The organism is Mesorhizobium sp. M0052, from assembly GCF_040323255.1.
GTDB lineage: Bacteria > Pseudomonadota > Alphaproteobacteria > Rhizobiales > Rhizobiaceae > Mesorhizobium.
Genome location: NZ_JAMYUS010000008.1, coordinates 208,612 through 233,853, shown reverse-complemented (window position 1 = coordinate 233,853; position 25,242 = coordinate 208,612). Strand labels below are relative to the sequence as shown.

The following is a 25,242-nucleotide window of genomic DNA, read 5'->3' as shown; positions in this document are numbered from 1 at the left end:
CGCCGCGCGCAGAATCCACCCCGTGTTCCGCCAAGCTATACATATTGCAGTGCAATATCAGATTGTGCAAGTGCGAGAATGGGGCTAGGCAGTCCCTTGGGAAGTATGCGCCTGTTCTTGCACGGGAATTACCTGAAACAACGGATTTGCGCGTGGCAGCGAACCCGCAAGGACTGGGCAGTTACAGCCCGCCGCAGACGAACAAAGGGGCCGCGATGGCCCCTTTCCTTGTCAGTAGCTTTATGATGTCAGGCGTTGGCTGCCGCCACCGCGCGCTTGGCCATCACGGCGATCAAATTGGCACGGTATTCGGCCGAAGCGTGGAGGTCGGTCATCAAATTCTTCGCCGGCACTTTCACGCCGTCGAGCGCCGATGCGGCAAAATTCTTCGCCAGTGCGGCTTCGATCTCCTTCGAGCGGAACACGCCGTCATCGCCGGCACCGGTAACGGCAACGCTGACCCCGTCCTTGCCCTTGGCCACGAACACGCCGACAATCGCATAGCGCGAGGCCGGGTTGCGGAATTTTTCGTAAGCAGCCTTGGCCGGCGCGGTAAAACTCACCGCGGTGATGATCTCGCCTTCTTTCAGCGCCGTTTCGAACAGGCCGGTGAAGAATTTCGCGGCTGAAATCTCGCGCTTGTTGGTGACGATGGTGGCGCCCAGCGCCAAGAGCGCCGCCGGATAATCGGCGGCTGGGTCGTTGTTGGCGACCGAGCCGCCGATCGTGCCCTTGTGGCGCACCGCCGGATCGCCAATCAGCGACGCAAGGTGCGCAAGCGCCGGACAGGCCTTCCGCAGCTTCTCGTCATTGGCGACGTCGTAATGGGTTGTGGCGGCGCCGATGGTGACGGTCTTGCCCGACACCTTGACGCCTTGCAGTTCCTTGATCCGCGACAGGTCGATCAGGTCGGAGGGTGCGGCGAGCCGCGTCTTCATCGCCGGGATCAGCGTCATGCCGCCTGACAAAAGCCTGGCGTCGCCGCTCTTCACCAGCTTGGCGGCGTCGGCGACCGAGGCGGCGCGGTGGTAGTTGACTGCGTACATGGGATCCTCCCCTGAAGTGGTTAGGCAGTAGTGAGTATGGAGTAGGGAATAGGGACGCTGTCATCTCCGGTAATGCCCATTCCCTACTCACTACTCCCTACTTACTCATTTCTTCGCCCTAATCGCCGCCCACACCGTCGACGGCGAGGCCGGCATGGCGATGTCCACAATCCCCAAAGCGTCGGTGATGGCGTTGATGACCGCCGGCGGCGAGCCGATGGCGCCGGCCTCGCCACAGCCCTTGATGCCGAGCGGATTGCTCGGACACGGCGTGTTCGAGGTCGACACCTTGAATGACGGCAGGTCGTCCGCGCGGGGCATGGTGTAGTCCATATAGCTCGCCGTCAAAAGCTGCCCGCTATCGTCATAGTGAGCGCCTTCCAGCAGCGCCTGGCCGATGCCCTGGGCGATGCCGCCATGCACCTGGCCCTCGACGATCATCGGGTTGATGATGTTGCCGAAATCGTCCGCGGCGACGAACTGGACGATCTCGGTCGTGCCGGTTTCCGGATCGATCTCGACCTCGCAGATGTAGCAGCCGGCCGGGAAAGTGAAGTTCGCCGGATCGTAGAAGGCGGTTTCCTTCAGTCCCGGCTCCATGCCTGCCGGCAGATTGTGAGCGGTGTAGGCGGCAAGAGCCACCTGGAACCAGGGCAGGCTCTTGTCGGTGCCGGCGACCTTGACCTCGCCATTCTCGATGACGATGTCGCCCTCGTCGGCTTCGAGCAGATGGGCGGCGATTTTCTTGGCCTTGGCCTCGACCTTGTCGAGCGCCTTGGCGATTGCCGACATGCCGACCGCGCCCGAGCGCGAACCGTAGGTCCCCATACCCATCTGCACCTTGTCGGTGTCGCCATGGACGATCGAGACCGAGTCCAGTGGCACGCCAAAACGCTGGTTGACGAGTTGCGCGAAGGTCGTCTCATGGCCCTGGCCATGACTGTGCGAGCCGGTCAGCACCTCGATCGTGCCGACGGCATTGACCCGCACTTCGGCCGATTCCCACAGGCCGACGCCGGCGCCGAGCGAGCCGACCGCCGCCGACGGCGCGATGCCGCAGGCCTCGATGTAACAGCTCATGCCGATGCCGCGCAGTCTGCCCTGGCTGGCGGCCGCCGCTTTGCGCTTGGCAAAGCCGGCATAGTCGGACGCCTGTGTCGCCGCATCGAGCGAAGCGCCGTAATCGCCGGCGTCATAATTCATGATGACCGGCGTCTGGTGCGGAAACTCGGTGATGAAATTGATGCGCCGCAACTCCGCCGGCGAGACCCCAAGTTCACGTGCGGCCGTCTCCATTGTCCGTTCGAGCAGATACGTGGCTTCCGGCCGCCCTGCCCCGCGATAGGCGTCGACGGGTGCCGTGTTGGTGTAGACGGTGCGCACATTGGCGTGGATCGTCGGGATGTTGTACTGGCCCGACAGCAGCGTCGCGTAGAGATAGGTCGGCACGCAAGACGAGAACAGCGACATGTAGGCGCCGAGATTGGCGATGGTGTCGACTTTGAAGCCGGTGATCTTGTTGTTCTTGTCGAACGCCATTTCGACCGTCGAGACATGGTCGCGGCCATGTGCGTCGGTGAGGAAGCTTTCGGTGCGGTCGGCGACCCATTTGACCGGGACGCCGGTTTTCTTGGACGCCCACAGGCAGACGATCTCTTCGGGATAGATGTAGATCTTCGAGCCGAAGCCGCCGCCGACATCGGGCGCAATGACGCGCAGCTTGTTTTCCGGCGCGACATTGTAGAAGGCGCTCATCACTAGCCGCGCGACATGCGGGTTCTGCGACGTCGTCCAGCAGGTAAAATGGTCCTCGGCCTTGTCGTAATGGCCAAGGGCCGCGCGCGGCTCCATGGCGTTGGGAACCAGCCGGTTGTTGACGATCTTCATGCGGGTGACATGGGCCGCCGCCTGGATCGCCGCGTCGGTCGCCTTGGCATCGCCGATCTCCCAGTCGAAGATAAGATTGTCCTCGGCTTCGGCATGGACCTGCGGCGCACCTTTTTGCAGCGCCTTGGTGGCATCGACCACCGCCTTCAATTCCTTGTAGGTGATCTCGACCGCTTCGGCCGCGTCGCGGGCCTGGCCCTTGGTTTCCGCCACCACGATGACGACCGCGTCGCCGACATAGCGCACCTTGTCGACGGCCAGCGGCGACCACGCGCCCATCTTCATCGGCGAGCCGTCCTTGGAATGGATCATCCAGCCGCAGATCAGGTTGCCGATGCCGTCGGCCTTGAGCTCCTTGCCGGTCAAGACGCCGATGACGCCGGGCATCGCCTGCGCTCGTCTGACGTCGATCTTCTTGATCTGAGCATGCGCGTGCGGGCTGCGCACGAAAGCGGCATGCTTCATGCCGGGAACCACCATGTCGTCGACATAGCGGCCGGCGCCGGTGATGAACCGTTTGTCTTCCTTGCGCACGACCCGAGCGCCGATACCTTCAATGCCCATAGGAATTCCTCCGGAATAGCGAATAGTGAGTGGCGAATAGTGATTAGTGAGTAGGAATTGTGCTCGGAGCGGTTCGGCTAAACCGACTACTCGCTACTCCCTATTCGCTACTCGCTTCTTTCTTACGCTGCCTGTTTCGCCCTGCCCTTCGGCACCTTCGCCATAGTCTGCGATGCGGCGAGGATCGCCTTGACGATGTTGTGGTAGCCGGTGCAGCGGCAGATGTTGCCTTCGAGTTCGGCGCGCACCGTCGCCTCATCAAGGCCTTCGGGATGGCGCGCGATCATGTCGGTCGCGGTCATGATCATGCCCGGCGTGCAGAAGCCGCATTGCAGCCCATGATGTTCCTTGAACGCGGCCTGCATCGGATGCAGGTCGCCGCCATTGGCAAGCCCTTCGATCGTCACCACGGTCGACCCGGAGGCCTGCACGGCCAGCATCGAACAGGACTTCACCGCCATGCCGTCGACATGCACGACGCAGGCGCCGCATTGAGAGGTGTCACAACCGACATGCGTTCCGGTGAGACCAAGATTTTCGCGCAGGAAATGAACCAGAAGCGTTCGGTCCTCGGCAGCGCCGCTGATCCGTTTTCCGTTCACGACAAACGAAACGTCCGACATGCATCCTCCCTGGGTATGACCTTGGTAGTCATGCTGCCGATGCGGCTTTGGCGCTCGGCCATGCGCTATTGGTACACTGCACAAAGCGCAAAAAACACACGGCGCTCATTGTACTTTCGGTCATGGACAAAACGAAAATCATGGGCCTGTCCGCCCCATTGCCAAAGAGCGAATAGGGGGCAACAATGCCCTCGACGCCAGCGCGCCGAGAGACATAAAACGGGCGCGCGCAGGAAGCGTCGGAGGATATCGGGAGGAAGCCTCTGGCCAGTTCACGGACGAGCTATGCATCCGGTCTGTCGGCGCTCACCACCGACGAGCCCGACGCCGATGCATTCGCCCGAGCGGTCGCCGCCGAGGCCGCAGCCATCGATGCCGGCTTTGCCCTGCTGTTCTTTTCCCAGAGCCTGCTTGATGCGAGCGTCCTTTCGCAAGCGCTGAAGACCCAAGCGCCGACGCTGGCCTACGCCGCCTGCTCGACCGCCGGCGAGATCACCCCGCAAGGCCTGGAGGAAGGTCATGTGCTCGCCATGCTCTTTCCCTCCGCGTCGTTTTCGGCGGTCAGCACCATGGTCGACAATCTCTCCTCGTCGGGCATGGACAGGATCACTGATGAAGTCGAGGCCTTGCGGCGGTTGCTGCGCGGACGCACCGGCAGTTGCCATGCCAAAAGCACCTTCGCGCTCTGCTTCATCGACGGCCTGTCCTTTGCAGAGGAAGCGGTGACCTCGGCCATCCATTGGGGGCTGGACGACATCCCGCTGATCGGCGGTTCGGCGGGCGACGATTTGAAATTCGAAACCACCAGGCTGATTTCGAACGGCAAGGTAGCGTCCGACAGCGCCATCATTGTGCTGATCGCCACCGAGATCCCGTTCCATGTCTTCAAGACCGACAATTTCATCCCAACCGACGAGAAGCTGGTGGTGACGGCATCCGATCCGGACCACCGCACCGTGCGCGAATTCAACGCCACCAATGCGGCTGAGGAGTATGCAGCCTCCGTCGGCATCGTTGCGCAGAACCTGACGCCGATGAGCTTCGCCTCGCACCCGGTGGTGGTGAAAGTGGGCGGCGAATATTACTGCCGCTCGATCCAGAAGATGCATGCCGACGGCTCACTGTCTTTCTTCTGCGCCATAGACGACGGCGTCGTGCTCTCCATCGCCCAGCCCAAGGACATGGTGGAATCGACGCGCGCCGCACTGCGCGACGTCGAGGAGCGGCTCGGCGGCATCGACATGATCCTCGGCTTCGATTGCGTGCTGCGCCGGCTCGACGCCCGCAACCGCCAGGTGTTCCGCGACATTTCGGAGCTCTACCGGGTCAACAATGTCATCGGCTTCGGCACCTATGGCGAACAGTACCGTTCGATGCATCTGAACCAAACCTTCACCGGCATCGCCTTCGGCGAACGCCAGGCGGCGGAATAGCGCATGCCGCTCAGGGACATCAACGACGTCGACAGGCTGAAGAAGATCAACGCCGCTCTGGTCAGCCGCGTCGAGCGCTCGATGGACCAGCAGGGCAACGCCTTCTCGCTGTTCCAGACCGCAATTTCACTGGAAAACCGCGTGCGCATGCGCACCGAGGAACTACACTCGACCTTGCGCCGGCTGGAACAGTCGAACATCGACCTCAGCGCCGCCAAGGAAAACGCCGAGCTGGCAAACCTGTCCAAGACCAGGTTCCTGGCCGCCGCCAGCCATGACGTGCTGCAGCCGCTGAACGCCGCCCACCTCTCCGTCTCGGCACTGGCCGAAGTGCAGACCAGCGACGAGGGCAAGAAACTCGTCCGTCAGGTCGAGCGCTCGCTGGAGACGATGGAAGACCTGTTGCGCACGCTGCTCGACATTTCCAAGCTCGACGCCGGCGTGGTCCAGCCCGACATTGGCGACGTCAATCTGGAGACGCTGTTTTCGTCGCTGCGCTCGGATTTCAAGCCGGTTGCCAAGCTGAAGGGGCTGGCGCTGAAGTTCCGCCCGGTCAGCGCCGTGGTGCGTTCGGACCGCACGCTCTTGCGCCGCATCCTGCAGAATATCCTGTCCAATGCGCTGCGCTATACCCCTTCGGGCGGCGTGCTTGTCGGCACAAGGCATCGCGGCGATACCATCCGCATCGATGTCGCCGACACCGGCTGCGGCATTCCCGACGACCAGCGCGAGGCGGTGTTCGAGGAGTTCCATCGCGGCTCCGCCATTCCAGCCGACACCGGGATCTCCGGCGGCGGGCTGGGCCTGGGCCTTGCCATCGTGCGGCGCATGGCCGCCGCGCTCGGTCATCCCGTGACGTTCTCCTCGAGGGTTGGGCGCGGCACCATCTTCCACATCGACGTGCCGGTCGGCATCGGCGCCAGCGCCGACGCCATCGCCAGCCTTGCCGAGATGGAGCGGCCGCGCGGCTACGGCCTGTTCGGCACCAAGGTCCTGCTGGTCGAAAATGACGCCGACGTGTTGCAGGCGATGACCTTCCTGCTCGAGCGCTGGCAGTGCCTGGTGCGCGCCGCGACCTCGACCGAGGCTGCGATCAGCCTGCTTGGCGACACCGACTGGGTGCCCGACATCGTCATTGCCGACCAGCATCTCGACGACGGCGACCTCGGCACCGCAACAATAGCCGAAGTCCGCGACTATCTCGGCCGCGCCGTGCCGGCGCTGATCGTCACCGCCGACGGATCGGAGGCCGTCGCCAAGGCAGCCCGCGCCGCAGGCATAGAGCTGATGCGGAAGCCGCTAAAGCCGGCGCAGCTAAGGGCGCTGCTGGCGCATCTGCTGGCTTGAGCCCCATACCCTCCCCTCGATGGGGAGGGTCGGCGCGCAGCGCCGGGGCGGGGTGCAGCGCCAAGCTCCCCCACCCCGCTCCGCTTCGCGGATCGACCCTCCCCACAAGGGGGAGGGTAAAGATCAAAACCCCGCCTGATCCCTGAACAACTCCGCATTGTCCAGCTTCGACACCTCGATCACCGCTTGCGTGCGGCTGTAGACGTTTAGCTTGCGCAGGATCTCCGAGACATGCGCCTTCACCGTGGTCTCGCCGACCTGCAGCTCGTAGGCAATCTGCTTGTTGAGCAGGCCCTGGCGCAGCATCTGCAGCACGCGCAGCTGCTGCGGCGTCAGTTTGGCCAGCCGCTGCACCATATCGGCGCGGTCGGCGCTGTCGGCGTCGGGCGGCTGTCCCTCATATGTCTCCGGCACATAGATCGCGCCCTCCATCACCGAGCGGATTGCGGCCGCAAGATCGCTCTTGCGCGCCGATTTCGGGATGAAGCCGGCTGCACCATAGGAAAGCGCCTCGGAGATGATCTTCGGCTCCTCATAGCCCGAGACGACGACCACCGGCAGCCGCGGATGGCGGGTCCTCAGCTGCAGCAACCCGTCAAAGCCATGCACATCGGGCATGTTGAGATCGAGCAGCGCCAGATCGAACGGTTTTATCCCACCCAGGAGATCGAGCGCTTCGGCAATCGAGCGCGCCTCCACCGTGTCGACTTCCGGGTACGCCATCTGCACGGCGCTGTGCAGGGCCTCGCGAAACAGCGGATGGTCGTCGATGATCAGAAACCGGGCGCGATCGTTGATTGCGGTCATGGTGTTCGTTTCAGTTCTCCCTGGGCACGATACTCCCGCTGGTATGGCCAGCTTATTGGCAAATAGTCTATCGCCATCTTAACCCCAGGAGGCGAAGCCGACTTTATCAGACAATCAAGGCGCAGCCGACGCTTTTGCGGAGGCTCCTGCCTTGCCCGGCGGTCCAAATCGGTCAAATGTGCCCTCAGTTGAAGCAGAGACCCGCGCATGACAGACTTCGTCCTTCCCCTGCCCGCAACACCATCGGTCGCCGTCGCCGGCTCGGCCGAGCGTTTTGCGGTGCGCCGCATCTTCTGCGTCGGCCGTAACTACGCCGCGCACGCCCGCGAACTCGGCAATGACGAGCGCGACCCGCCCTTCTTCTTCACCAAGCCGGCCGATGCGGTGGTCGATAGCGGCACCACGGTCCCCTACCCGCCTTTGACCAAAAACCTGCACCATGAGATCGAGCTGGTGGCGGCGATCGGCAAGGCCGGCTTCCGCATCCCCCGCGCTGAAGCCCTCGAGCATGTCTGGGGCTACGGCGTCGGCATCGACCTCACCCGCCGCGACCTGCAGGACGAGGCCAAGAAAGCGGCGCGGCCCTGGGACTGGTCGAAGGCCTTCGACCGATCGGCGCCCTGCGGCCCGTTGGTATCAGCCGCCAAATCCGGCCACACGCAAAAGGGCCGCATTTGGCTCGCCGTCGACGGCACGGTGAAACAGGAGGGCGACCTCGCCGAACTGATCTGGCCGATCGCCGATATCGTTTCGATCTGCAGCAGTGCGGTTGTACTACAACCGGGCGACCTGATCTTCACCGGCACGCCGGCCGGCGTCGGCGCGGTGGCGCCGGGACAGACGATGACCGGCGGTGTCGACGGCATCGGCACCATCGAGATCACTGTCGGCCAAGATTCGATGGGCAAGCCGTGATCCGATGAGCGATCTGGTCCTCCATAACTACTACCGCTCCTCCACCTCCTATCGCGCACGCATTGCGCTCGAGATGAAGGGCCTGACCTACGATTACGTGCCGCATCATCTGCGTCATGGCGACCATCTGGAGCCGGCTTACCTAGCGGTCAATCCGCAGGGGCTGGTGCCGGCGCTGATCCTGGGCGACGGCACGCTTTTGACGCAGTCGCTGGCGATCATCGAATATCTCGACGAGACCCATCCCGAACCGCCGCTGTTGCCGAAGGACGCGCTCGGCCGGGCGCGCGTGCGAATGCTGGCGCAGATGATCGCCTGCGACATCCACCCGGTGAACAATCTGCGCGTGCTGACCTCGCTGCGCACTTTGTTCGGCGCCGGCGACCAGGATGTCATCCACTGGTTTCGCCACTGGGTGAACGAAGGGTTCCAGCCGCTTGAAAAGATTCTGGCTTCATCGGATGAGACCGGCACATTTTGCCATGGCGACGCACCGGGCCTCGCCGACATCTGCCTGGTCGCCCAGATCGCCAGCAACGCCCGCTTCGGCGTCGACCTGACACCCTACCCCGAGATCTCGCGCATCCACGCCGCCTGCATGGCGCTGCCGGCCTTTCAGAAGGCGGCGCCGGAGAATCAGATAGATGCCGAATAGGCTCACAATGCCGGAGCAGAGCACGGGGAGTTGCCGATGAAAGCCGTCGTCTTCGAAAAATTCGGTGAGACGCCGAGAATCCTGACCGTGCCGGATCCGAAACCGGCTGCCGACGGCGTCGTCATCAAGGTCGAGGCGACCGGGCTCTGCCGTAGCGACTGGCATGGCTGGATGGGTCATGATGACGGCATCACGCTGCCGCATGTGCCGGGCCATGAACTGGCCGGCATCGTCGTCGCCGTCGGCAAGCAGGTCACCCGCTGGAAGGCCGGCGAACGCGTCACCGTGCCGTTCTGCGTCGGCTGCGGCCGCTGCTTCGAATGCAATTCGGGCAATCATCAGGTCTGCGAACAACAAACGCAGCCGGGATTCACCGCCTGGGGATCGTTTGCCGAATATGTCGCCATCGAGCATGCCGACACCAATCTCGTGCGCCTGCCCGAGGAGATGGAGTTCGCCACCGCCGCCAGCCTCGGCTGCCGCTTCGTCACCTCGTTTCGCGCCATTGTCGACCAGGGCCGGGTGACGCCGGGGGAATGGGTGGCGGTGCATGGCTGCGGCGGCGTCGGCCTGTCGGCGATCATGATCGCCAGTTCCATGGGCGCCAATGTCATCGCCATCGACCTCACCGACGAGAAACTGGACTTCGCCAAAAAGATCGGCGCCGTGGCGACCATCAACGCCTCGACCACGCCGAACGTGGTCAAGGCGGTCAAGCAGATCACCAATGGCGGGGCGCATATGTCTATGGACGCGCTCGGCCACCCCACGACATCCTTCAACTCGATTGCCAATCTGCGCCGGCGCGGCCGCCACGTGCAGGTCGGCCTGATGCTGGGCGAACATGCCCGCCCGCAAGTGCCGATGGACAAGGTGATCGCCTTCGAGCTGGAAATCCTCGGCAGCCACGGCATGCAGGCCTACCGCTACCCCGCCATGATGGAGATGATCCGCACCGGCAAGCTCAAGCCCGAACTGCTGGTCGGCAACAAGATCAGCCTTGACGAGGCGCCGGCGGCGCTGATGGCGATGGGCGGTTTCGAGGGGATTGGCATTGGGGTGGTGACGAAGTTCTAGGGCGGAGTCGCCCTCCACCACCAAACTCCTAGCGTGCAAATTTCTTCGCCCCGAACACGCAGGCCACCACGCCGAGCGTGACGACCACCATCAGCGGGCTGACCTGCTCGTGCAGCAGCGACGCTGCCAGCGCCAGGCCGAAAAAGGGCTGCAGCAACTGCAACTGCCCGACGGCAGCGATGCCGCCTTGGGCGAGGCCGCGGTACCAGAACACGAAGCCGATCAGCATGCTGAACAGCGAGACGTAGGCGAGACCCGCCCAGGCGCCGGAGCCGACGCCGGCGAAGGACGACGGCAGCGTCGCAAAGGTCAGAACCAGCATGATCGGCAGCGAGATCGCCAGCGCCCAGCAGATCACCTGCCAGCCGCCCAGCCTGCGCGACAATGCCGCCCCCTCGGCATAGCCCAGGCCGCAGACGATGATGGCGGCCAGCATCAGGCCGTCGCCGACAGGTGAGGCCGTTACGCCTTGCATCAGGGCAAAACCGGCGACCAGCGCGCTGCCGATGCAGGAAAACAGCCAGAAGGCCGGCCGCGGACGCTCGCCACCGCGCAGCACGCCGAAGATCGCGGTGGCCAGCGGCAGCAGGCCGACGAAGATGATAGAGTGGGCAGAGGTGACGTGCTTGAGCGCCAGAGCGGTGAGCAAGGGAAAGCCGACAACCACGCCAAGCGCCACGATGACCAGCGACAGAAAATCGCTGCGCGCCGGGCGCTTCTGCTGGAACAGGACGAGCATCGCGAGACCAAGCAGCCCGGCAATCGCGGCGCGGGCCGAGGTCAGGAATGTCGGATCGAACTCGGCCACGGCGACGCGCGTCGCCGGCAGCGAGCCTGAGAAGATCAGCACGCCGATGAATCCGTTCACCCAGCCGCTCGCGGTCTTGTCCATTCCAGGCTCCATTGCTTTCGCCCTCTATCGGGCACGTGCCTATGGTGCAGCCAGAGACAATGCAGTACAATTCCATCAAACTGTAATGGCTTCTCGAGCGGTACGGATGACGAAACTCGCGGTGCAAACCGACGGCGCACACACCCTCGTCGCAACCACTTTGGTTGAGACTGTCATGGCGACCATCCGCCAGCGGATTGCCGCACGCAGCCTGACGCCGGGCGCGCGGCTGCCCTCGATCCGCGCCTTCGCCAAGCCATGCGGGTGTCGAAATCCACCGTCGTCGAAGCCTATGAGCGGCTTGCTGCCGAAGGCGCGATCCGCTCGCGGCCGGGCTCGGGTTTCTATGCCGCCGGATCGCTGGCGCCACTGTCGCTGGCCGAGATAGGCCCGCGGCTCGACCGCGCTGTCGATCCGCTGTGGGTCTCGCGCCAGTCGCTGGAAGCCGGCGACGAGATGCTGAAACCAGGCTGCGGCTGGATGCCGGCCTCATGGATGCCGCAGGCGGCCTTGCGCCGGGCGCTGCGCACCGTGGCGCGCGCCGACGATGTCGACCTAGCCGATTACGGCACGCCGCTCGGCCTGCCGCCGCTCAGGCAATTGCTCGCGCGGCGCATGGCCGGCCACGGCATCGAGGTCTCGCCCGAACAGATCATGCTGACCGAATCGGGCACGCAGGCCATCGATCTTCTGTGCCGCTTCCTGATCGAACCCGGCGGTACCGTGCTGCTCGACGACCCCTGCTATTTCAATTTTCACGCGCTGCTGCGCGCCCATCGCGCCAAGGTCGTCAGCGTGCCCTACACGCCATCGGGGCCGGATATCGAGCTGTTCGCGCAGGCGCTCGCCGAGCACAGGCCGCGCCTCTACATCACCAATTCCGCCATCCACAACCCGACCGGCGCGATCCTGTCGCCGGTCACCGCGCACCGGCTGCTGAAACTCGCCGACCAGTCGGACCTGACCATCGTCGAGGACGACATCTTCGCCGATTTCGAGCACAGTCCCGCGCCCCGGCTGGCGGCGTTCGACGGCCTCAACCGCGTCGTCCATATCGGCAGCTTCTCCAAGACGCTATCGGCATCGGTTCGCTGCGGCTTCATCGCGGCACCGCGCGACTGGATCGAGCAACTCACCGACCTCAAGATTGCCACCACCTTCGGCGGCGGCCGGCTGGCGGCCGAACTGGTGCTGGCGCTGCTTAGGGACGGCAGCTACCGCAAGCACATGGAATTGCTGCGCGCGCGGCTTTCCCGCGCCATGGGCGAGACGGGCGTGCGCCTGAAGGCGATCGGCATCACGCCCTGGATCGACCAACCGGCCGGCTTGTTCCTGTGGTGCAGCCTGCCCGATGGCGTGGATGCGGCCGAAATCGCCCGCCGCGCGCTGGCCGACAACATCGTGCTGGCGCCCGGCAACGCATTCAGCCTGTCGGGAACCGCCAGCCGCTTCCTGCGCTTCAACGTTGCCCAGTGCCAGGACGAGCGGATTTTCAGGGTGCTCAAGGCGGCAATGGCGCGCTGAGCGCTCAGCGGGAGGCCGCGCAGACCTTCCGAACGCAATCTCGCAGCCAGCGTTGCGCCGGATCGGCATCGAGCCGTGGATGCCAGAGCATCGAGATGGTGACCTCCACCGTGGCGACCGGCAGCAGAAAGCTGACCATGCCGGCGCGTGCGCCTTGCGTGTGCCGTTCGGGCACGCTGGCGATAAGGTCCGAAGCGCGCGCCATGGCAAGCGCTGCCGAGAAGCCGGAGACCATGCACGCCACGGTTCGCTGCAGGCCGAGCAGCGCCAAAGCCTCATCGATCGGCCCTCTTTCCCGGCCCCGCCGTGAAACGCTGATGTGGCGGCCGGCCGCGTAGCGTTCAGGCGTTACCGCGCCTTCACTCAAAGGGTGGCCGGCTCGCACAGCACCCACGAAGCGGTCGCGAAACAGCGCCTGTATCAGCACTTCAGGTCCGGCCTCGCCGGCAACGCCGATTTCGAGGTCGATGTCGGCGTCGCGCAACGAGGCGACATCCTTGTCGGCTTTCGGCGCAAAGCGCAGCCGCACGCCCGGCGCCTCGGCCTGGATGCGGGCGACAAGACGCGGCCCGAATTCCTCGACGAACCCTTCATTGGTGCGCAGCGTGAAGATCTGTTCCAGCTTTGCCAGATCGAGCAGCCTGGCGGGACGCAATAGCGTTTCCGCATCGTGGACGACACGGCCGGCCTGCTGCCGCAATGCCTCCGCGCGCGGCGTCGGGGCCAGGCCGCGGCCGGCGCGGACCAGCAGCGGATCGCCGGTCGCTTCCCGCAGCCGCGCCAGCGTGCGGCTCATCGCCGACGGGCTGAGCCGTAGCCGGCTGGCGGCGCGCGCCACGCTGCCTTCGGCGAGCAAAACGTCGAGCGCGAACAGCAGATTGAGATCGGGCGATGCCATCGGCGGATTGTAGCACATGCCATGGCGTTTGGCGCACGAATAAGATGCAAATGCTGCGCCTTCCGCCATTCCGCCCCGACGACTAGATCTCGGTTGCGGGACTGACAAGGAGGAAATCGCCATGGCAATTGCTGAGCAGAACGAGTGCGCATCGGCGCCGCACAACACCCGGTCCGCAGGCCTGGCCCACTCTCCTGTCTTGGCATTGGCCAGCCTGTCGCTCGCCACGCTGCTGTCGTCGCTTGGAACCAGCATTGCCAGCGTCGGACTGCCTTCCCTCATGCAGGCGTTCGGTGCGCCGTTCCAGTCCGTGCAATGGGTGGTTCTCGCCTATCTGCTCGCCATCACGGCCCTGATCGTCAGCGCCGGTCGGCTGGCCGATATGCTCGGCCGCCGGCCGTTGCTGCTCGGCGGCATCGCGCTGTTCACACTGGCTTCGGTGCTCTGCGGCCTGGCGCCGACGCTCTGGCTGCTGATTGCGGCGCGCGCCGTACAAGGACTGGGTGCCGCGCTGATGATGGCGTTGACGCTGGCCTTTGTCGCGGAGACCGTGACCAAGGAGAGAACCGGCAGCGCCATGGGCCTGCTCGGCGCCATGTCGGCGATCGGCACGACGCTCGGACCCTCGCTCGGCGGCTTGCTGATCGCCGGCTTCGGCTGGCGGGCGATCTTCCTCGTCAATGTGCCGCTCGGCCTCCTGACCTTTGCCCTCGCCTCGCTGGCCCTGCCTGCCCGCGACAAGACTGCGGAAGCAGCTCAAAACAGCTTCGATGCGATCGGGACGGTCTTGCTGGCCCTGACGCTGGCCGCCTATGCATTGGCCATGACGCTCGGCCGCGGCCATTTCGGCGCCCTCAACACCGGCCTGCTGGTTGCCGCCGGCATCGGCGTCGTTCTGTTCGGCGTCGCGCAGAAGAGGGCGAAGAATCCCTTGATCCGGCTTGCCCGGTTGTACGACATCCGGCTCAGCGCCAGCCTCGCCACGAACCTCGTTGTCGCCACAGTGATGATGGCGACCCTGGTGGTCGCTCCATTCTATCTGTCGCGAGCGCTGGGGCTCGACGCTGCGATGGTCGGCGTGGTCCTGTCGACAGGTCCGCTGGTCTCCGCGCTCTCGGCGCTCGTCGCCGGCCGCCTCACCGATCGCTTCGGCGCGCACAGGATGATGGTCGTCGGACTGTTCAGTCTTGCCGTCGGAACCTCATTGTTGTCGCTCGCCGCAACAAAACTCGGCATTGCCAGCTATATCGTGCCGATCGCCGTCACCTGCTTCGGGTACGCCCTGTTCCAGACATCCAACAATGCCGCCGTCATGAGCGGTGTCGCTGCCGGCGAGCGCGGCGTGGTGTCCGGCCTGCTCAATCTGTCGCGCAATCTCGGCCTGATCACCGGCGCATCGCTTATGGGCGCCATTTTTGCGGCTGCCTCGACGGGAGAACGGCAAAGCCAGGACATGCTGACCTCAGCGGCAGCCGCGCGCGGCATGCAGGTTACCTTTCAGACGGCAACGGTCCTGGCGGTGGCTGCGCTGTTGCTGGCACTGCTCTCGACCCGCGCCGGCGGCAGGCTGTCGGTGCGGCAACAGCCATCATGACCGAAGATAGGGAGCTTACGCTCCCGCCCGCTTGCGCCGCTCATAAAGCATGACCAGCGTTTCGGCGGTCAGCGCCGGCCTCTGTTCGCCCTCGATCTCGACCGTATTGGCGGCCTTCATCAGATACTGGCCCGGCCCCTTGTCCTCCACCGACAACAGCGTCGTGCGCAGCCGGATGCGTGCGCCGACCCTGACGGGCGCCAGGAACCGCACCTTGTCGAAGCCGTAATTGAAGGCGGCTTGCGTGTTTTCGGGGACGATGCCCATGCCCAGCGCCAGCGCGCCGATGATCGACAGCGTCAGATAGCCATGCGCGATCGTGGTGCGAAATGGGCTCTGCCGCTTCGCCCGCTCCGGATCGACGTGGATCCACTGATGGTCGCCTGTGCATTCGGCAAACTGGTTGATGCGGTTCTGGTCGACGGTCGTCCATTCCGACACGCCGAGCTCCTGCCCGGCCATCGCCCTTAACTGCTCGAAGGTCGGCGGCGTTTTCGGCCGTAGTTCCGTCATTCCTGCTTTCCCGGTGGCTCCCAGTGCCTCGGACCACGAACGGACGGCTCCTGTCAATTCGCCCGTTGCGATTCCGTTCCGCCATTTTCCGCCAAACAGCGTCCCTCGTCCATGCTCATGCGCCGCAACCGGCCACTCCTCTCATGGTTGCGTTGAGAGTCACTTCTTGTCATAGCCCGAGCGGATTTCCTCCATCGCTTCCTTGATGCGGCTGCGCAGGATTTCGATCGATTCGGTGCCGGATTTCTTGACCAGCTCGGCCACTTCGCCGGCATTTTTCAGGGCGGCTTCGAAGGATTTCCTGGCGAACTCCGCCTGTTTTGTCATCAGTTCCTGGGGATTGCCCGGCGCCTTGTAGCTCTGCGCCATGTCGCTGACTTCACGCAGCGTGTCCTGCAGCATCTCGCGCTGTCTGGACAACAATGAGGTCGCGCCGGCAGCTCCCGCCCGCGCGGATCTTTCCAGCGCCTCGAGGTTCTTGCGGTGATGCGCGAGGATCGCCTCGACATTCGGCACCTTCAGGTCACGGCCGAACCGGCTGAACATGTCCAGGAATGAATCCGAGTCGGGTTGTTTGGCCATTGCTCGTGCTCCCCAGTTGTCGCAAATGCTGAACCTCGAGCAATTCCAGGAAAAGTGTGAAACGGTTTTCCGTCAGGAATTGCGTCGAAACAAAGAGTTAGAGCAGGTCGCCGTTTCCTTGAAACGGTGAACTGTTCTGTTCTGGACAATAGCACTCGCGCGCCGTGTGTCCATTCGCACGCCCAAGCAATTCAGCGGCAAATGCAGCATCAGCCAGCGAGAAACAGCCTCTCCGCCGTGTAGAGCACGATACCCGCCAATCCGCCGATAATCATGCCGTTGAAGCGGATATATTGCAGGTCCTTGCCGATGTTCATCTCGATCAGCCTCGTCAGCTGGGCGAGGTCCCAGCGCTTGACCTGGTCGGCGATGAATGTCGACACACCGCTCTTCTGGCTCTCCACGAACGACGACAGCGCCACGACAAAGCCCCGGTTCATGTCGGCCCTGATCTGCGGATCGCCTGAGAGATGGCGGCCGACCTCGACGAACATGTTGGCGAGATGCGCGCGAACAATCGAATTCTCCGCCTTGGCGTCCTGTTCGATGAACACGCTGAGGCTCTGCCACATGTCGCCGGCGAGCGACTTCACTTCCGGCCGCGCCAGGAAATCGCGCTTCAGCTTCTCGGCCCGTTTGGCGTATTGCTTCGAGGTTCTGAGCCGCTCGATGAAGCTGTGCGCGAAACGGTCGAATTCGGCGCGCATCGGATGGTCGGGGTCGGCCCGCACCTCGTCAAGCAGCGAACCGGCGGAAGCGACGATCTTTTTCAGCAGATAGGCGTCGGCTCTGAACAGGTTGAACAGCGACGGCAATTCCTCGCGGATTTTCTCGCGCATGGTCGCCAGCGCCTCTTCATCGTTCAGGAACCGGCCGATCACCCTGGTGAATTCGTCGAAGAGTTTCTGGTGGCGGCGGTCGTCGGTCAGTGCCGACAGCAATTCGGCCGCGAGCGGCGCCAGCGGCACCTTGTCGATCTGCTCCAGCATGCGGCTGGTGACGAAGCCGCGCAGGCCGGATTGCTCGATCGCCGCAAGCGTCTGCGGGACCAGCCGTACGACGAAGCGTGACAGGCCGGCAGAGCGTTCGGCGTCAGTCAGCCAGTCGGCGACGAGTGCTGCAAAATCGACCTCGGCCAGCTTTTCCCGCACCGGCTCCGGCGCCAGAAAATTGACCTCGATGAAGCGGCCCAGATTATCGGCGATGCGGTTCTGGTTCGCTGGGATGATGGCGGTGTGCGGGATCGGCAGGCCCAGCGGCCGCTTGAACAGCGCCACCACCGCGTACCAGTCGGCCAGGCCGCCAATGGTCGCCGCCTCGGCGAAGGCCGCCACGAAGCCCAGCCACGGATACTTGGCCTCGAACGATTTGGCCACGGCAAAAACCACGACGCAAAGCACCAGCGCAGCCGTGGCGAGGAACTTTGTCCGCCGCAACGCGAAAAGCTTGGCGCCCGTCTCGGCATCAAAACCGCCAGGCGCCAGGGACGAAGCCGATTGGGACATGATACGCCGCTCCTCATCGATCTCTTGGCTATCTGGCATGGGCTATTTAGGGGGTGTTTGGGCCCGTAGCATGATCGGATGGGCCGATTTCGTCCGGGAATTGTCGGTTTCGCACGCAAAGTTGACAAGAATGTTCATCTATCATGCAATGCCAGTCTGGAATTGTTCCAAGGTATAGGCCATATTCCGATCAGGCCAGTGTGGGCGAATCCGAAACTCCGGGTGAGAAAGCCGCACCAGCACAATCTAAAATCTGGTGCAGTTCCAACGCGCCAGGACTCGGGTGAGGAATGAAATGCGGCTGACGCGCCAGACCAACTACGCCATGCGCATCCTGATGTATTGCGCCGCCAACAACGATCGCCTGAGCCGCATCCCCGAGATTGCGGCCGCCTATTCGGTGTCGGAGCTTTTCCTGTTCAAGATCCTGCAGCCGCTGGTCGAGCATGGCCTGGTCGAGACGGTGCGCGGCAGGAATGGCGGCGTGAGGATCGGCCGCCCCGCCGAGCAGATCAGCCTGTTCGACGTCGTACGGGTGACCGAAGAGAGCTTCGCCATGGCCGAGTGCTTCGAAAACGACGCCGCCGAATGCCCGCTGGTCGACAGCTGCCAGCTGAATTCGGCGCTGCGCGAGGCGCTCAACGCCTTCTTTGCCGTACTCTCCCGCTACACGATCGCCGATATGGTGGCGGCGCGCCCGAATGTGCGTCATTTGCTCGGCATCGACATGCTGGTCCAGCGAGCACCGGCCGCCTGAGTTTTCTAGTGCATGTCGCTCAAAAGTGGCCCCGGTTTTGAGACAATGACATGCATAAAAACAAAGACCTAAAGCGCGTCGCCTGAGTCCGTTCAAACGCGACGCGCTTTAGGCGGCTGACTGCGGCAAGACGAACGGCATGTTCGCCGCCGGCAACACACCGACCCTTAGCCGACAATCGAACACCTTTTCGATCAGATCGTCGCTCAGCACCTCCTGCGGTGAACCGTCGGCGGCGAGCCGGCCGCGATGCATCACGAAAATCCGGTCGGCATACATGGCCGTCAGATTGAGGTCGTGCAGGATGGCGATCACACCGCCGCCGCGCCGGGCGAAATCGCGGGCGATGTTCATGATGATCAGCTGGTGCTTGATATCGAGGCTGGAGACCGGCTCGTCGAGATAGAGATAGCGCGGCTTGCCGTCCAGCACCGGCGCCCAGACCTGGCACAGCACGCGCGCCAGCTGCACACGCTGTTGTTCGCCGCCCGAAAGCTCCTGATAGAAGCGGCCGGCAAAGCCGTCGAGGTCGACCCGCACCAGCGCCCGCTCGGGCAGACGATCATCTTCGCCCGGCAGAACGCCGGAACGGCCGCCGATAAGGCCGAGCCTGACCACTTCGTGCACGGTGAAGGGAAAGGACAGCGTCGCGGCCTGCGGCAGCACGGCACGCACAGTCGCGGCCTCCACCGGCTTCATCGCGGAGAGGTCGCGCCCGTTGACGGCCACTGTCCCCGCAAACGCCAGATCGCCCGACAACGCCTTCAAAAACGTCGTCTTGCCCGAGCCGTTGGGTCCGACGATTGCCGCAATTTCGCCCGGCCGCGCGACGAGATCGACATTGGCAACAATGCGCTTGCCGCCGATCGCCACCGAGACATCGCGTGCTTCGATCATGCCGCCTCACAAGTCGATTACGCCGCGCTTGCGCAGCAGGATCCAGAGGAAGAACGGCGCGCCGGCGATCGCCGTGACGATGCCGATTGGCAATTCGGCCGGCGCCACGATGACGCGGGCAACTGCGTCGGCAAGAAGCAGCATCGAGGCGCCGAGCAGCGCCGATGCGAGCAAAAGATAGCGATTGTCCGGACCGATCAGCAGCCGCAGCAGATGCGGCACGACGATGCCGACAAAACCGATGCCTCCGCTGACTGCGACAGAGGCGCCGACCGCTGCCGAGACGCCGACGATCGCGGTGTATTTCAGCCGCTGTACCGGGATGCCGAGATGTCCGGCCGTCGCCTCGCCGAGCGCCAGGGCGTTGAGGCCTTTGGCCAGGAACGGCATTGCCGCAAGCGCCAGGATGATGATCGGACCGACGGAAGCGATCTTCGGCCAGGTCGCGCCGCCCAGCGAGCCCAGTTGCCAGAAGGTCAGGTCGCGCAACTGCCGGTCGTCGGCCATGAAAATCAGGATACCGGTCAGCGCCATGGCAAGGGCTGCGAGCGCAATGCCGGCAAGCAGCATGGTAGCGACCGATGTGCGCCCCTGCCGCGTGGCGACGCGGTAGAGCACCAGCGTGACCGCAAGGCCGCCGCAGAAAGCGGCGAGCGGCAAGGCCAGCCCGCCGAGCGCCAGAGTGAGCGGCGCCAGCCACGTCGTGCCGAGCACGATGACGGCGACCGCGCCGAGGCTCGACCCGGCGGAAACGCCGATCAGGCCGGGATCGGCGAGCGGGTTGCGAAACAGGCCTTGCATGACCGCACCCGATACGGCCAGTGCCGCCCCGATGAGCACACCGAGCAGTACGCGCGGCATGCGGATATCGTAGACGATCAACCGGTCGCGGGCACCAAGCGCGGCGTCGTCCGGCGTGGCGCCGGTCAGCCAGTCACGAATGACACCAACGGCCGATGCATCGGAAGCGCCCGACCTCAGCGACAGGAACATCGAAAGGGCAAGCGCCACACACAGGAGCACAATAACCAGGCGAGCGCGCCCGGAACGATCGCCCTCGGCCACCTTGCCCGCCGCGCCGGCGATCGACTGATCCACCATCGGCTCAGTCCGTGACCTGGCTGCCATAGAGCGAGGCGGCCAGATCGTGGATGGCATCGGCCGTGCGCGGCCCGAAGCCGAGGAGATAGCTGCCATCCATCAGGGTCAGCTTGCGGCCTTCGCCCGCCGGCGTCGAGGTGATCGACGGGATGGCGAACAGCTCGGCCTCCGCAATCGGCGGGCCGGCATTCTTCATGGCCAGGATCACGTCCGGCCTGGCAGTGACGATCGGCTCGTCGGACATCTGCTTGTAGCCGGAAAAACCTTCGACCGCATTGACGGCACCGGCGAGCTTGATGATGCCGTCACCGGCGGTGTCGGTGCCGGCGGCCAGGATCTTGCCGCCCTGGATCGACAGCACGAACAGGATGCGCTTGCGCTGCTTGATCGACGCCGTCTGCTTCTCGGCCGCCTTCAGCTTGGCGTCGGTCTCAGCCACCAGCGTCTCGGCCTTGGCGTCGACGCCAAGCGCCTTGCCGACGATGCGGATCTTTTCCAGGATGCCGTCATGGCTGTAATGCTCGGGCACGTCGATGAACGGAACGCTCGACTTTTTCAGCACATCGACCGCTTCCTTCGGCCCACTGCCATGCAGCGCCAGAATGCCCGAAGGATTGACCGACAACACGCCTTCCGGCGACAGCTGGCGCATATAGCCGACGTCGGGCAGCGCGACCGCGGCGGCGGGGTAGCGGCTGGTCGAATCGCGGGCGACGAGATGACCTTCCTCGCCAAGCGCGTAGACGATCTCGGTGATCGAACCGCCGATCGCCACGATCCGCGACGTGTCGGCCAACACGGCCACGTTCTCGCTGGCCGGCACTGGGGCGGCAATAAACAGCGACAGGCCCATGGCCGCGGCAAGCGTCCTGAACAGTGAAATCATCGTCGTTTCCTCAGGCTGCGGTCGGGCTTGGAATGCGCGGCAGGTTCTCGGCAAGGAACCGCCAGTCGTCGCGCTCGCCCTCGCCTTCACGGCGCTTGCCGAAGAACTGGATGATCATCTTGCCGTCGGCGCCATAGGCTTGGAGCGAGGTGACATGACCGTCCTTGGTCGGTTTGCGCACCGCCCACACCTCCTGGATGTGGTCGGTGCGCAGATGCAAATGGAAGGTCTCGTCCATGACGTTGATCCACGGCCCCATCGGCTTGATCGACTTGACCGGGCCGGAATGGATCTGGATGCAGCCTCGGTTTCCGACAAAACACATGATCGGCATGCCGTCGGCGGCGGCATGGTGGAACATGGCGCCGATGGCGTCATTGTCGAGCAGCCAGGCATAGTCCTGGCCGACCATGCGCACGGCCTGGCGGCGGCTGAGCTTCAGCGCTTTCAACATGCCAAAGAACTGGTGGACGTCGGTCAGCCGGCTCCAGCGGTCGCGCAGATCATCGATGTCTGCGGCAATGCCCGACGTCTCCGCGTCGTCGTCGGCCAGGCCTGCGATAGACACGGTCGCCTCCTGGTTCGGCGATTCGAGTGCGGCCACGAGCTTCTGGTAGGCATAGAGATTGGACGCCGGCCGCAGATGCACCTTGTGCACCGCATCGCCGGCCGCGTCGAAGAATTGCAGGCTGCGGCGGATGTCGCCACCGTCGCGCTTTTCCACGGCAAAGCCATGCGCCCAGACCTTTGGAAAGATACGCAGGTCGATGTTTTCGCCCAGCACCATGGCATTGTGCGCGCCTGTGACAACCTTGTCGTAGACGCCGATCTTCTCGTGCACCGCGCTTTCGTTGCGGGTCAGCGCCATCACTTCGCCGACGGCGTCGAGGCCGGTCAGAAGATCGTTGACCCTGGGCTCGACGCGCACGACACCGTCGCCGCAATGCGCGGCCACCAGCTCGGCTTCGGAAATACCGAGCTCGGCGGCAAGATCGCGCTCGCGCGCTTTCGGATTGTCTGCCCGCGCTCGCCGGATTTCATGCGGTGCGGGTTTTACGCGCTGGTCCATGTCCTGCTTACCTGTCCTGCCTGGCGTTTTGGCCTGCCTGGCTGTTTCGTCACTTGTTGAGGATGAGCTTGCCCTGGCGGGTGATCTTCAGCCGATAGAGCGCCCCATGGTGCTCGATGCCGATCTCGTGCTCGCCCTGGAACAGCGTGTTGGAGGACAGCGTCCGCACCGCCAGCGGCACCCGGTCGAAGCGGGTCGGCGTCTCCTCGGAACGGCGGACGCGGTAACGGAAGTCGTTGGGATTGTGGGTGTTCATCTCTTTCGATCCCTTTCCTGTGCCGGGCAACTGGCTAGCGTTGTAAAAATGCCGATTATTTCTTGACTCGAATAATCATGTTTATTAGTCAGTGCAATACCGGACAAAATGAGTCAACATTTAAGACGCCGGACAGAATGAAAAATGCCAGCGAGCACCAAGCCAGCCAGCATCGAACCTGGAATTTTGGAGTTGGGGCATGGGCTTGGGAAATTGTGGACGACTGGGTCTGGCGAACGCCGATCCGGTGCATCGGCCTATGGCAAAGGCAATGGCAGCCTTGCTTGCGGGGGCAGCGACGATCGCGCTGCTGACATCGCCGGCCAGCGCTCAGCAGGCTGCTCAGCCGGCCGCTGACCAGGCCGACCAGACCAGGAAAACCGAAGACACCAAGCCGGCGCCCGCCGGCGCGACCCTGCTGGACAAGATCCTCGTCATCAGCCGCACCGGCGAGACGGCAATCGAATCGCTGGCCTCAGCCAGCCATGTCGACCAGGAACAGCTCGACCGCCGCATGGCGACGACGCCGAACGAAATGCTGCTCGGTGTGCCTGGTGTCGCCGTGCAGGCCGATGCGCGACGCGTCAGCTCCAGCATCAACATCCGCGGCCTGCAGGATTTCGGTCGCGTCGCCGTCATCGTCGACGGCGCCAGGCAGAATTTCCAGCGCTCAGACCACGGCACGCAGTCGACCTTCTATGTCGATCCCGAGCTCATCAAATCCGTTGACGTCATTCGCGGACCGACCGCCAACACCTACGGCTCCGGCGCCATTGGCGGCGTCGTCTTCTTCGACACCAAGGATGCGGTGGATTTCCTCAGATCGGGCGAAACCTGGGCCGGCTCCGTCACCGGGCGCTATGAAAGCAACGGCAAGGGCTGGACCGCCAGCGCCAGCGGCGCCTACAAATTCAACGACGATTTGGATGTGCTGGGCAACATCGTCTACCGCGACTACGGCGACTACAAGAATGGCAGCGGCGACACCGTCGCCGGAACCGGCTTCGACGTGCTGAGCGGCCTGCTCAAGACCACCATCCGCCCGAGCGAAAACAGCGAATTGAAGCTCGGCTGGGTCGGCTCGAGCGACGGCTGGACGGAAACCAGCGGCGGCGTGCCGGCCAACGACGTCGACGTGAAGTCGAACACCTTCACCGCCCGCTACAACATCACCGACGACGCCAGGAGCTGGCTCGATCTCCACATCAACGCCTCCTACAACAAGACCAATCTCGACCTCACCACGCTGGTCCCGCAGAACCGCTTCGATCCGTCGACCGGCCTTCCCGTGCTGCTGCCCGTCGGTTCGACCTCGACCTTCGACGTTGGCACGGCCGGCGTCGACATCTGGAACACGTCGCGCTTCGAAACAGCCGGTGTTGCGCACGAATTGACCTATGGCGGCGACTGGGTGGGTGACGATGTCGAGACCGGCGGCACCGCCGGCGGCGACAGCTTCTACACCCCATCGGGCAAGCGTAGTGTTTCGGGCGCCTACATCCAGGACAAGCTCACCTGGGACTGGCTCGAGGTCATTGCCGGGCTGCGTTACGACAATTACAGCCTCGAAGACAGCACCCACGAAACGTCAGGTGATCGTCTGTCGCCGCGCATCACCGTTGGTGTCACGCCCTTCGAAAGCGCCAGCCTGGCGGGCCTGCAGTTCTACGGCACCTACGCGGAAGGCTACCGCTCGCCCTCGTTGACCGAGACGCTGATCAGCGGCAATCATCCGGCCGGCGTCACCTTCCCGTTCCTGCCCAACCCCAACCTGCAACCCGAAACCGGCAAGACCACCGAGTTCGGCGTCAACTACAAGCTGAACAACCTTGTCGAGGCCGGCGACGCGTTCCGGCTCAAGGCCGGCTACTTCCACAACGATGTCGACGACTACATCGAAGGCGTCACACTGTCGGCATTCGACCCGACCAGCGGCTGCCCGTTCGGCCCCGGCATTCCGATCTGCTTCCAGTACCAGAACGTCGCCCAGGCCAAGATCAACGGCTTCGAACTGGAAAGCGTCTACGATGCCGCCTGGGGTTATGCCGGGCTCTCCGCCTCGATCACCAACGGCCACACCATCTCCGATGAAGGTGAGCGCGCCGACCTTGCCACCATCCCGTCCTCGCAGGTCACCGGGCAGCTCGGCTTCCGCTTCCTTCAGGACAAGCTGACCGTCGGCGGCGAGGTGCAGTACAACGGCAAGCCGAAGGGCAACCCCGTAGCCAAGGATTATACTCTGGTCAACGCCTTCGCCAGTTACCAGGCTACCGACAATCTGAAGGTGGACTTCCGCGCCGACAATTTGTTCGACGTCAAATACACCAACCCGCTGAACGGCGGCACCACCGCCGTCATCTATGAACCCGGCATCACGCTGAAGCTGGCCGCAACCATGCGCTTTGGAGGCTGAC

At 64.0% G+C, this 25,242-nt stretch carries 22 protein-coding genes and 1 pseudogene; 9 read left to right on the top strand and 14 right to left on the bottom strand.

Going from position 1 to position 25,242, the window contains the following annotated elements:
• Positions 1 to 248 precede the first annotated feature (248 nt).
• From NKJ77_RS13490 to NKJ77_RS13480, 3 genes are all read right to left on the bottom strand, one after another.
• Positions 249 to 1,046: an FAD binding domain-containing protein gene (locus NKJ77_RS13490; RefSeq protein ID WP_023672622.1), complete on the bottom strand. Its 798-nt coding sequence runs from the start codon at positions 1,044 to 1,046 to the stop codon at positions 249 to 251.
• A gap of 105 nt (positions 1,047 to 1,151) precedes the next feature.
• Positions 1,152 to 3,497 (bottom strand): xanthine dehydrogenase family protein molybdopterin-binding subunit, encoded by a 2,346-nt coding sequence (locus tag NKJ77_RS13485; RefSeq protein ID WP_023688177.1) that lies wholly within the window; start codon positions 3,495 to 3,497, stop codon positions 1,152 to 1,154.
• A gap of 122 nt (positions 3,498 to 3,619) precedes the next feature.
• Positions 3,620 to 4,120, bottom strand: coding sequence for a (2Fe-2S)-binding protein (locus tag NKJ77_RS13480; protein ID WP_023830584.1), 501 nt, complete (start codon positions 4,118 to 4,120; stop codon positions 3,620 to 3,622).
• 248 nt (positions 4,121 to 4,368) lie between these two features.
• Between NKJ77_RS13480 and NKJ77_RS13475 the strand changes: the two genes are divergently transcribed.
• Together NKJ77_RS13475 and NKJ77_RS13470 are read left to right on the top strand one after the other, a co-directional pair.
• Entirely contained in the window at positions 4,369 to 5,553 is a 1,185-nt protein-coding gene (locus NKJ77_RS13475; RefSeq protein WP_352535340.1) for an FIST N-terminal domain-containing protein, read from the top strand.
• Positions 5,554 to 5,556: 3 nt separating this feature from the next.
• Positions 5,557 to 6,900 carry a hybrid sensor histidine kinase/response regulator gene (locus NKJ77_RS13470; RefSeq protein WP_352535314.1) on the top strand — a complete coding sequence of 448 codons (1,344 nt, stop codon included), beginning with the start codon at positions 5,557 to 5,559 and terminating at the stop codon, positions 6,898 to 6,900.
• A 123-nt stretch (positions 6,901 to 7,023) separates the two neighbouring features.
• Here NKJ77_RS13470 and NKJ77_RS13465 read toward each other — a convergent pair whose 3' ends face one another.
• Positions 7,024 to 7,707, bottom strand: a complete 684-nt coding sequence (locus NKJ77_RS13465; RefSeq protein ID WP_023672627.1) for a response regulator — start codon at positions 7,705 to 7,707, stop codon at positions 7,024 to 7,026.
• A 207-nt stretch (positions 7,708 to 7,914) separates the two neighbouring features.
• On the opposite strand from NKJ77_RS13465, the gene NKJ77_RS13460 reads away from it, so the two are divergent.
• From NKJ77_RS13460 to NKJ77_RS13450, 3 genes are read left to right on the top strand one after another with little or no spacing between them, the layout of a single operon-like run.
• A complete protein-coding gene (locus NKJ77_RS13460; protein ID WP_352535313.1) occupies positions 7,915 to 8,622 on the top strand; it encodes a fumarylacetoacetate hydrolase family protein in 708 nt (235 codons plus the stop codon).
• 4 nt (positions 8,623 to 8,626) lie between these two features.
• Positions 8,627 to 9,277 (top strand): maleylacetoacetate isomerase, encoded by a 651-nt coding sequence (gene maiA / locus NKJ77_RS13455; protein ID WP_023688172.1) that lies wholly within the window; start codon positions 8,627 to 8,629, stop codon positions 9,275 to 9,277.
• Positions 9,278 to 9,313: 36 nt separating this feature from the next.
• Positions 9,314 to 10,354: a zinc-dependent alcohol dehydrogenase family protein gene (locus tag NKJ77_RS13450; RefSeq protein WP_023697653.1), complete on the top strand. Its 1,041-nt coding sequence runs from the start codon at positions 9,314 to 9,316 to the stop codon at positions 10,352 to 10,354.
• Between the two features lie 28 nt (positions 10,355 to 10,382).
• Here NKJ77_RS13450 and NKJ77_RS13445 read toward each other — a convergent pair whose 3' ends face one another.
• On the bottom strand, positions 10,383 to 11,246 hold the full coding sequence (locus tag NKJ77_RS13445; protein ID WP_352535312.1) for a DMT family transporter: 864 nt from the start codon (positions 11,244 to 11,246) through the stop codon (positions 10,383 to 10,385).
• 106 nt (positions 11,247 to 11,352) lie between these two features.
• Here NKJ77_RS13445 and NKJ77_RS13440 point away from each other — a divergent pair.
• Positions 11,353 to 12,770, top strand: a pseudogene (locus NKJ77_RS13440) (aminotransferase-like domain-containing protein).
• 4 nt (positions 12,771 to 12,774) lie between these two features.
• Here NKJ77_RS13440 and NKJ77_RS13435 read toward each other — a convergent pair.
• Complete coding sequence (locus NKJ77_RS13435; RefSeq protein WP_352535311.1) at positions 12,775 to 13,668, bottom strand: LysR family transcriptional regulator; 894 nt, start codon at positions 13,666 to 13,668, stop codon at positions 12,775 to 12,777.
• 121 nt (positions 13,669 to 13,789) lie between these two features.
• Between NKJ77_RS13435 and NKJ77_RS13430 the strand changes: the two genes are divergently transcribed.
• Positions 13,790 to 15,262 (top strand): MFS transporter, encoded by a 1,473-nt coding sequence (locus tag NKJ77_RS13430; RefSeq protein WP_023735265.1) that lies wholly within the window; start codon positions 13,790 to 13,792, stop codon positions 15,260 to 15,262.
• A gap of 15 nt (positions 15,263 to 15,277) precedes the next feature.
• On the opposite strand, the gene NKJ77_RS13425 is transcribed toward NKJ77_RS13430, so the two are convergent.
• The 3 genes from NKJ77_RS13425 to NKJ77_RS13415 form a co-directional block, all read right to left on the bottom strand.
• A complete protein-coding gene (locus tag NKJ77_RS13425; protein ID WP_023681725.1) occupies positions 15,278 to 15,775 on the bottom strand; it encodes a MaoC family dehydratase in 498 nt (165 codons plus the stop codon).
• A 159-nt stretch (positions 15,776 to 15,934) separates the two neighbouring features.
• Positions 15,935 to 16,357, bottom strand: a complete 423-nt coding sequence (locus NKJ77_RS13420; protein WP_023672638.1) for a phasin family protein — start codon at positions 16,355 to 16,357, stop codon at positions 15,935 to 15,937.
• A gap of 209 nt (positions 16,358 to 16,566) precedes the next feature.
• Positions 16,567 to 17,862: a DUF445 domain-containing protein gene (locus tag NKJ77_RS13415; protein ID WP_023739062.1), complete on the bottom strand. Its 1,296-nt coding sequence runs from the start codon at positions 17,860 to 17,862 to the stop codon at positions 16,567 to 16,569.
• Between the two features lie 295 nt (positions 17,863 to 18,157).
• Between NKJ77_RS13415 and rirA the strand changes: the two genes are divergently transcribed.
• Complete coding sequence (rirA, locus tag NKJ77_RS13410) at positions 18,158 to 18,619, top strand: iron-responsive transcriptional regulator RirA (RefSeq protein WP_023672640.1); 462 nt, start codon at positions 18,158 to 18,160, stop codon at positions 18,617 to 18,619.
• Between the two features lie 108 nt (positions 18,620 to 18,727).
• Here rirA and NKJ77_RS13405 read toward each other — a convergent pair whose 3' ends face one another.
• The 5 genes from NKJ77_RS13405 to hemP are packed head-to-tail and all read right to left on the bottom strand — an operon-like array spanning position 18,728 to position 22,828.
• Positions 18,728 to 19,516 carry a heme ABC transporter ATP-binding protein gene (locus tag NKJ77_RS13405; RefSeq protein ID WP_352535310.1) on the bottom strand — a complete coding sequence of 263 codons (789 nt, stop codon included), beginning with the start codon at positions 19,514 to 19,516 and terminating at the stop codon, positions 18,728 to 18,730.
• A 6-nt stretch (positions 19,517 to 19,522) separates the two neighbouring features.
• Entirely contained in the window at positions 19,523 to 20,617 is a 1,095-nt protein-coding gene (locus NKJ77_RS13400) for a FecCD family ABC transporter permease (RefSeq protein ID WP_286461669.1), read from the bottom strand.
• 4 nt (positions 20,618 to 20,621) lie between these two features.
• Entirely contained in the window at positions 20,622 to 21,503 is an 882-nt protein-coding gene (locus NKJ77_RS13395) for a heme/hemin ABC transporter substrate-binding protein (RefSeq protein WP_352535309.1), read from the bottom strand.
• A gap of 10 nt (positions 21,504 to 21,513) precedes the next feature.
• The gene (locus NKJ77_RS13390; protein ID WP_352535308.1) at positions 21,514 to 22,572 is read right to left on the bottom strand and encodes a hemin-degrading factor; all 1,059 of its coding nucleotides are present in this window, start codon (positions 22,570 to 22,572) and stop codon (positions 21,514 to 21,516) included.
• A gap of 49 nt (positions 22,573 to 22,621) precedes the next feature.
• The gene (gene hemP, locus NKJ77_RS13385) at positions 22,622 to 22,828 is read right to left on the bottom strand and encodes a hemin uptake protein HemP (protein ID WP_023673860.1); all 207 of its coding nucleotides are present in this window, start codon (positions 22,826 to 22,828) and stop codon (positions 22,622 to 22,624) included.
• Positions 22,829 to 23,099: 271 nt separating this feature from the next.
• Here hemP and NKJ77_RS13380 point away from each other — a divergent pair, with 271 nt between their 5' ends.
• Positions 23,100 to 25,241, top strand: a complete 2,142-nt coding sequence (locus NKJ77_RS13380; protein ID WP_352535307.1) for a TonB-dependent hemoglobin/transferrin/lactoferrin family receptor — start codon at positions 23,100 to 23,102, stop codon at positions 25,239 to 25,241.
• Position 25,242: the final 1 nt, after the last annotated feature.

Excerpts from the sequence above, each read along its gene's own strand:
- NKJ77_RS13490 (WP_023672622.1), bottom strand. The coding sequence starts at position 1,046 with ATGTACGCAGTCAACTACCACCGCGCCGCCTCGGTCGCCGACGCCGCC.
- NKJ77_RS13485 (WP_023688177.1), bottom strand. The coding sequence starts at position 3,497 with ATGGGCATTGAAGGTATCGGCGCTCGGGTCGTGCGCAAGGAAGACAAA.
- NKJ77_RS13480 (WP_023830584.1), bottom strand. The coding sequence starts at position 4,120 with ATGTCGGACGTTTCGTTTGTCGTGAACGGAAAACGGATCAGCGGCGCT.
- NKJ77_RS13470 (WP_352535314.1), top strand. The coding sequence starts at position 5,557 with ATGCCGCTCAGGGACATCAACGACGTCGACAGGCTGAAGAAGATCAAC.
- NKJ77_RS13465 (WP_023672627.1), bottom strand. The coding sequence starts at position 7,707 with ATGACCGCAATCAACGATCGCGCCCGGTTTCTGATCATCGACGACCAT.
- NKJ77_RS13460 (WP_352535313.1), top strand. The coding sequence starts at position 7,915 with ATGACAGACTTCGTCCTTCCCCTGCCCGCAACACCATCGGTCGCCGTC.
- maiA (WP_023688172.1), top strand. The coding sequence starts at position 8,627 with ATGAGCGATCTGGTCCTCCATAACTACTACCGCTCCTCCACCTCCTAT.
- NKJ77_RS13450 (WP_023697653.1), top strand. The coding sequence starts at position 9,314 with ATGAAAGCCGTCGTCTTCGAAAAATTCGGTGAGACGCCGAGAATCCTG.
- NKJ77_RS13445 (WP_352535312.1), bottom strand. The coding sequence starts at position 11,246 with ATGGACAAGACCGCGAGCGGCTGGGTGAACGGATTCATCGGCGTGCTG.
- NKJ77_RS13435 (WP_352535311.1), bottom strand. The coding sequence starts at position 13,668 with ATGGCATCGCCCGATCTCAATCTGCTGTTCGCGCTCGACGTTTTGCTC.
- NKJ77_RS13430 (WP_023735265.1), top strand. The coding sequence starts at position 13,790 with ATGGCAATTGCTGAGCAGAACGAGTGCGCATCGGCGCCGCACAACACC.
- NKJ77_RS13425 (WP_023681725.1), bottom strand. The coding sequence starts at position 15,775 with ATGACGGAACTACGGCCGAAAACGCCGCCGACCTTCGAGCAGTTAAGG.
- NKJ77_RS13420 (WP_023672638.1), bottom strand. The coding sequence starts at position 16,357 with ATGGCCAAACAACCCGACTCGGATTCATTCCTGGACATGTTCAGCCGG.
- NKJ77_RS13415 (WP_023739062.1), bottom strand. The coding sequence starts at position 17,862 with ATGTCCCAATCGGCTTCGTCCCTGGCGCCTGGCGGTTTTGATGCCGAG.
- rirA (WP_023672640.1), top strand. The coding sequence starts at position 18,158 with ATGCGGCTGACGCGCCAGACCAACTACGCCATGCGCATCCTGATGTAT.
- NKJ77_RS13405 (WP_352535310.1), bottom strand. The coding sequence starts at position 19,516 with ATGATCGAAGCACGCGATGTCTCGGTGGCGATCGGCGGCAAGCGCATT.
- NKJ77_RS13400 (WP_286461669.1), bottom strand. The coding sequence starts at position 20,617 with ATGGTGGATCAGTCGATCGCCGGCGCGGCGGGCAAGGTGGCCGAGGGC.
- NKJ77_RS13395 (WP_352535309.1), bottom strand. The coding sequence starts at position 21,503 with ATGATTTCACTGTTCAGGACGCTTGCCGCGGCCATGGGCCTGTCGCTG.
- NKJ77_RS13390 (WP_352535308.1), bottom strand. The coding sequence starts at position 22,572 with ATGGACCAGCGCGTAAAACCCGCACCGCATGAAATCCGGCGAGCGCGG.
- hemP (WP_023673860.1), bottom strand. The coding sequence starts at position 22,828 with ATGAACACCCACAATCCCAACGACTTCCGTTACCGCGTCCGCCGTTCC.
- NKJ77_RS13380 (WP_352535307.1), top strand. The coding sequence starts at position 23,100 with ATGGCAGCCTTGCTTGCGGGGGCAGCGACGATCGCGCTGCTGACATCG.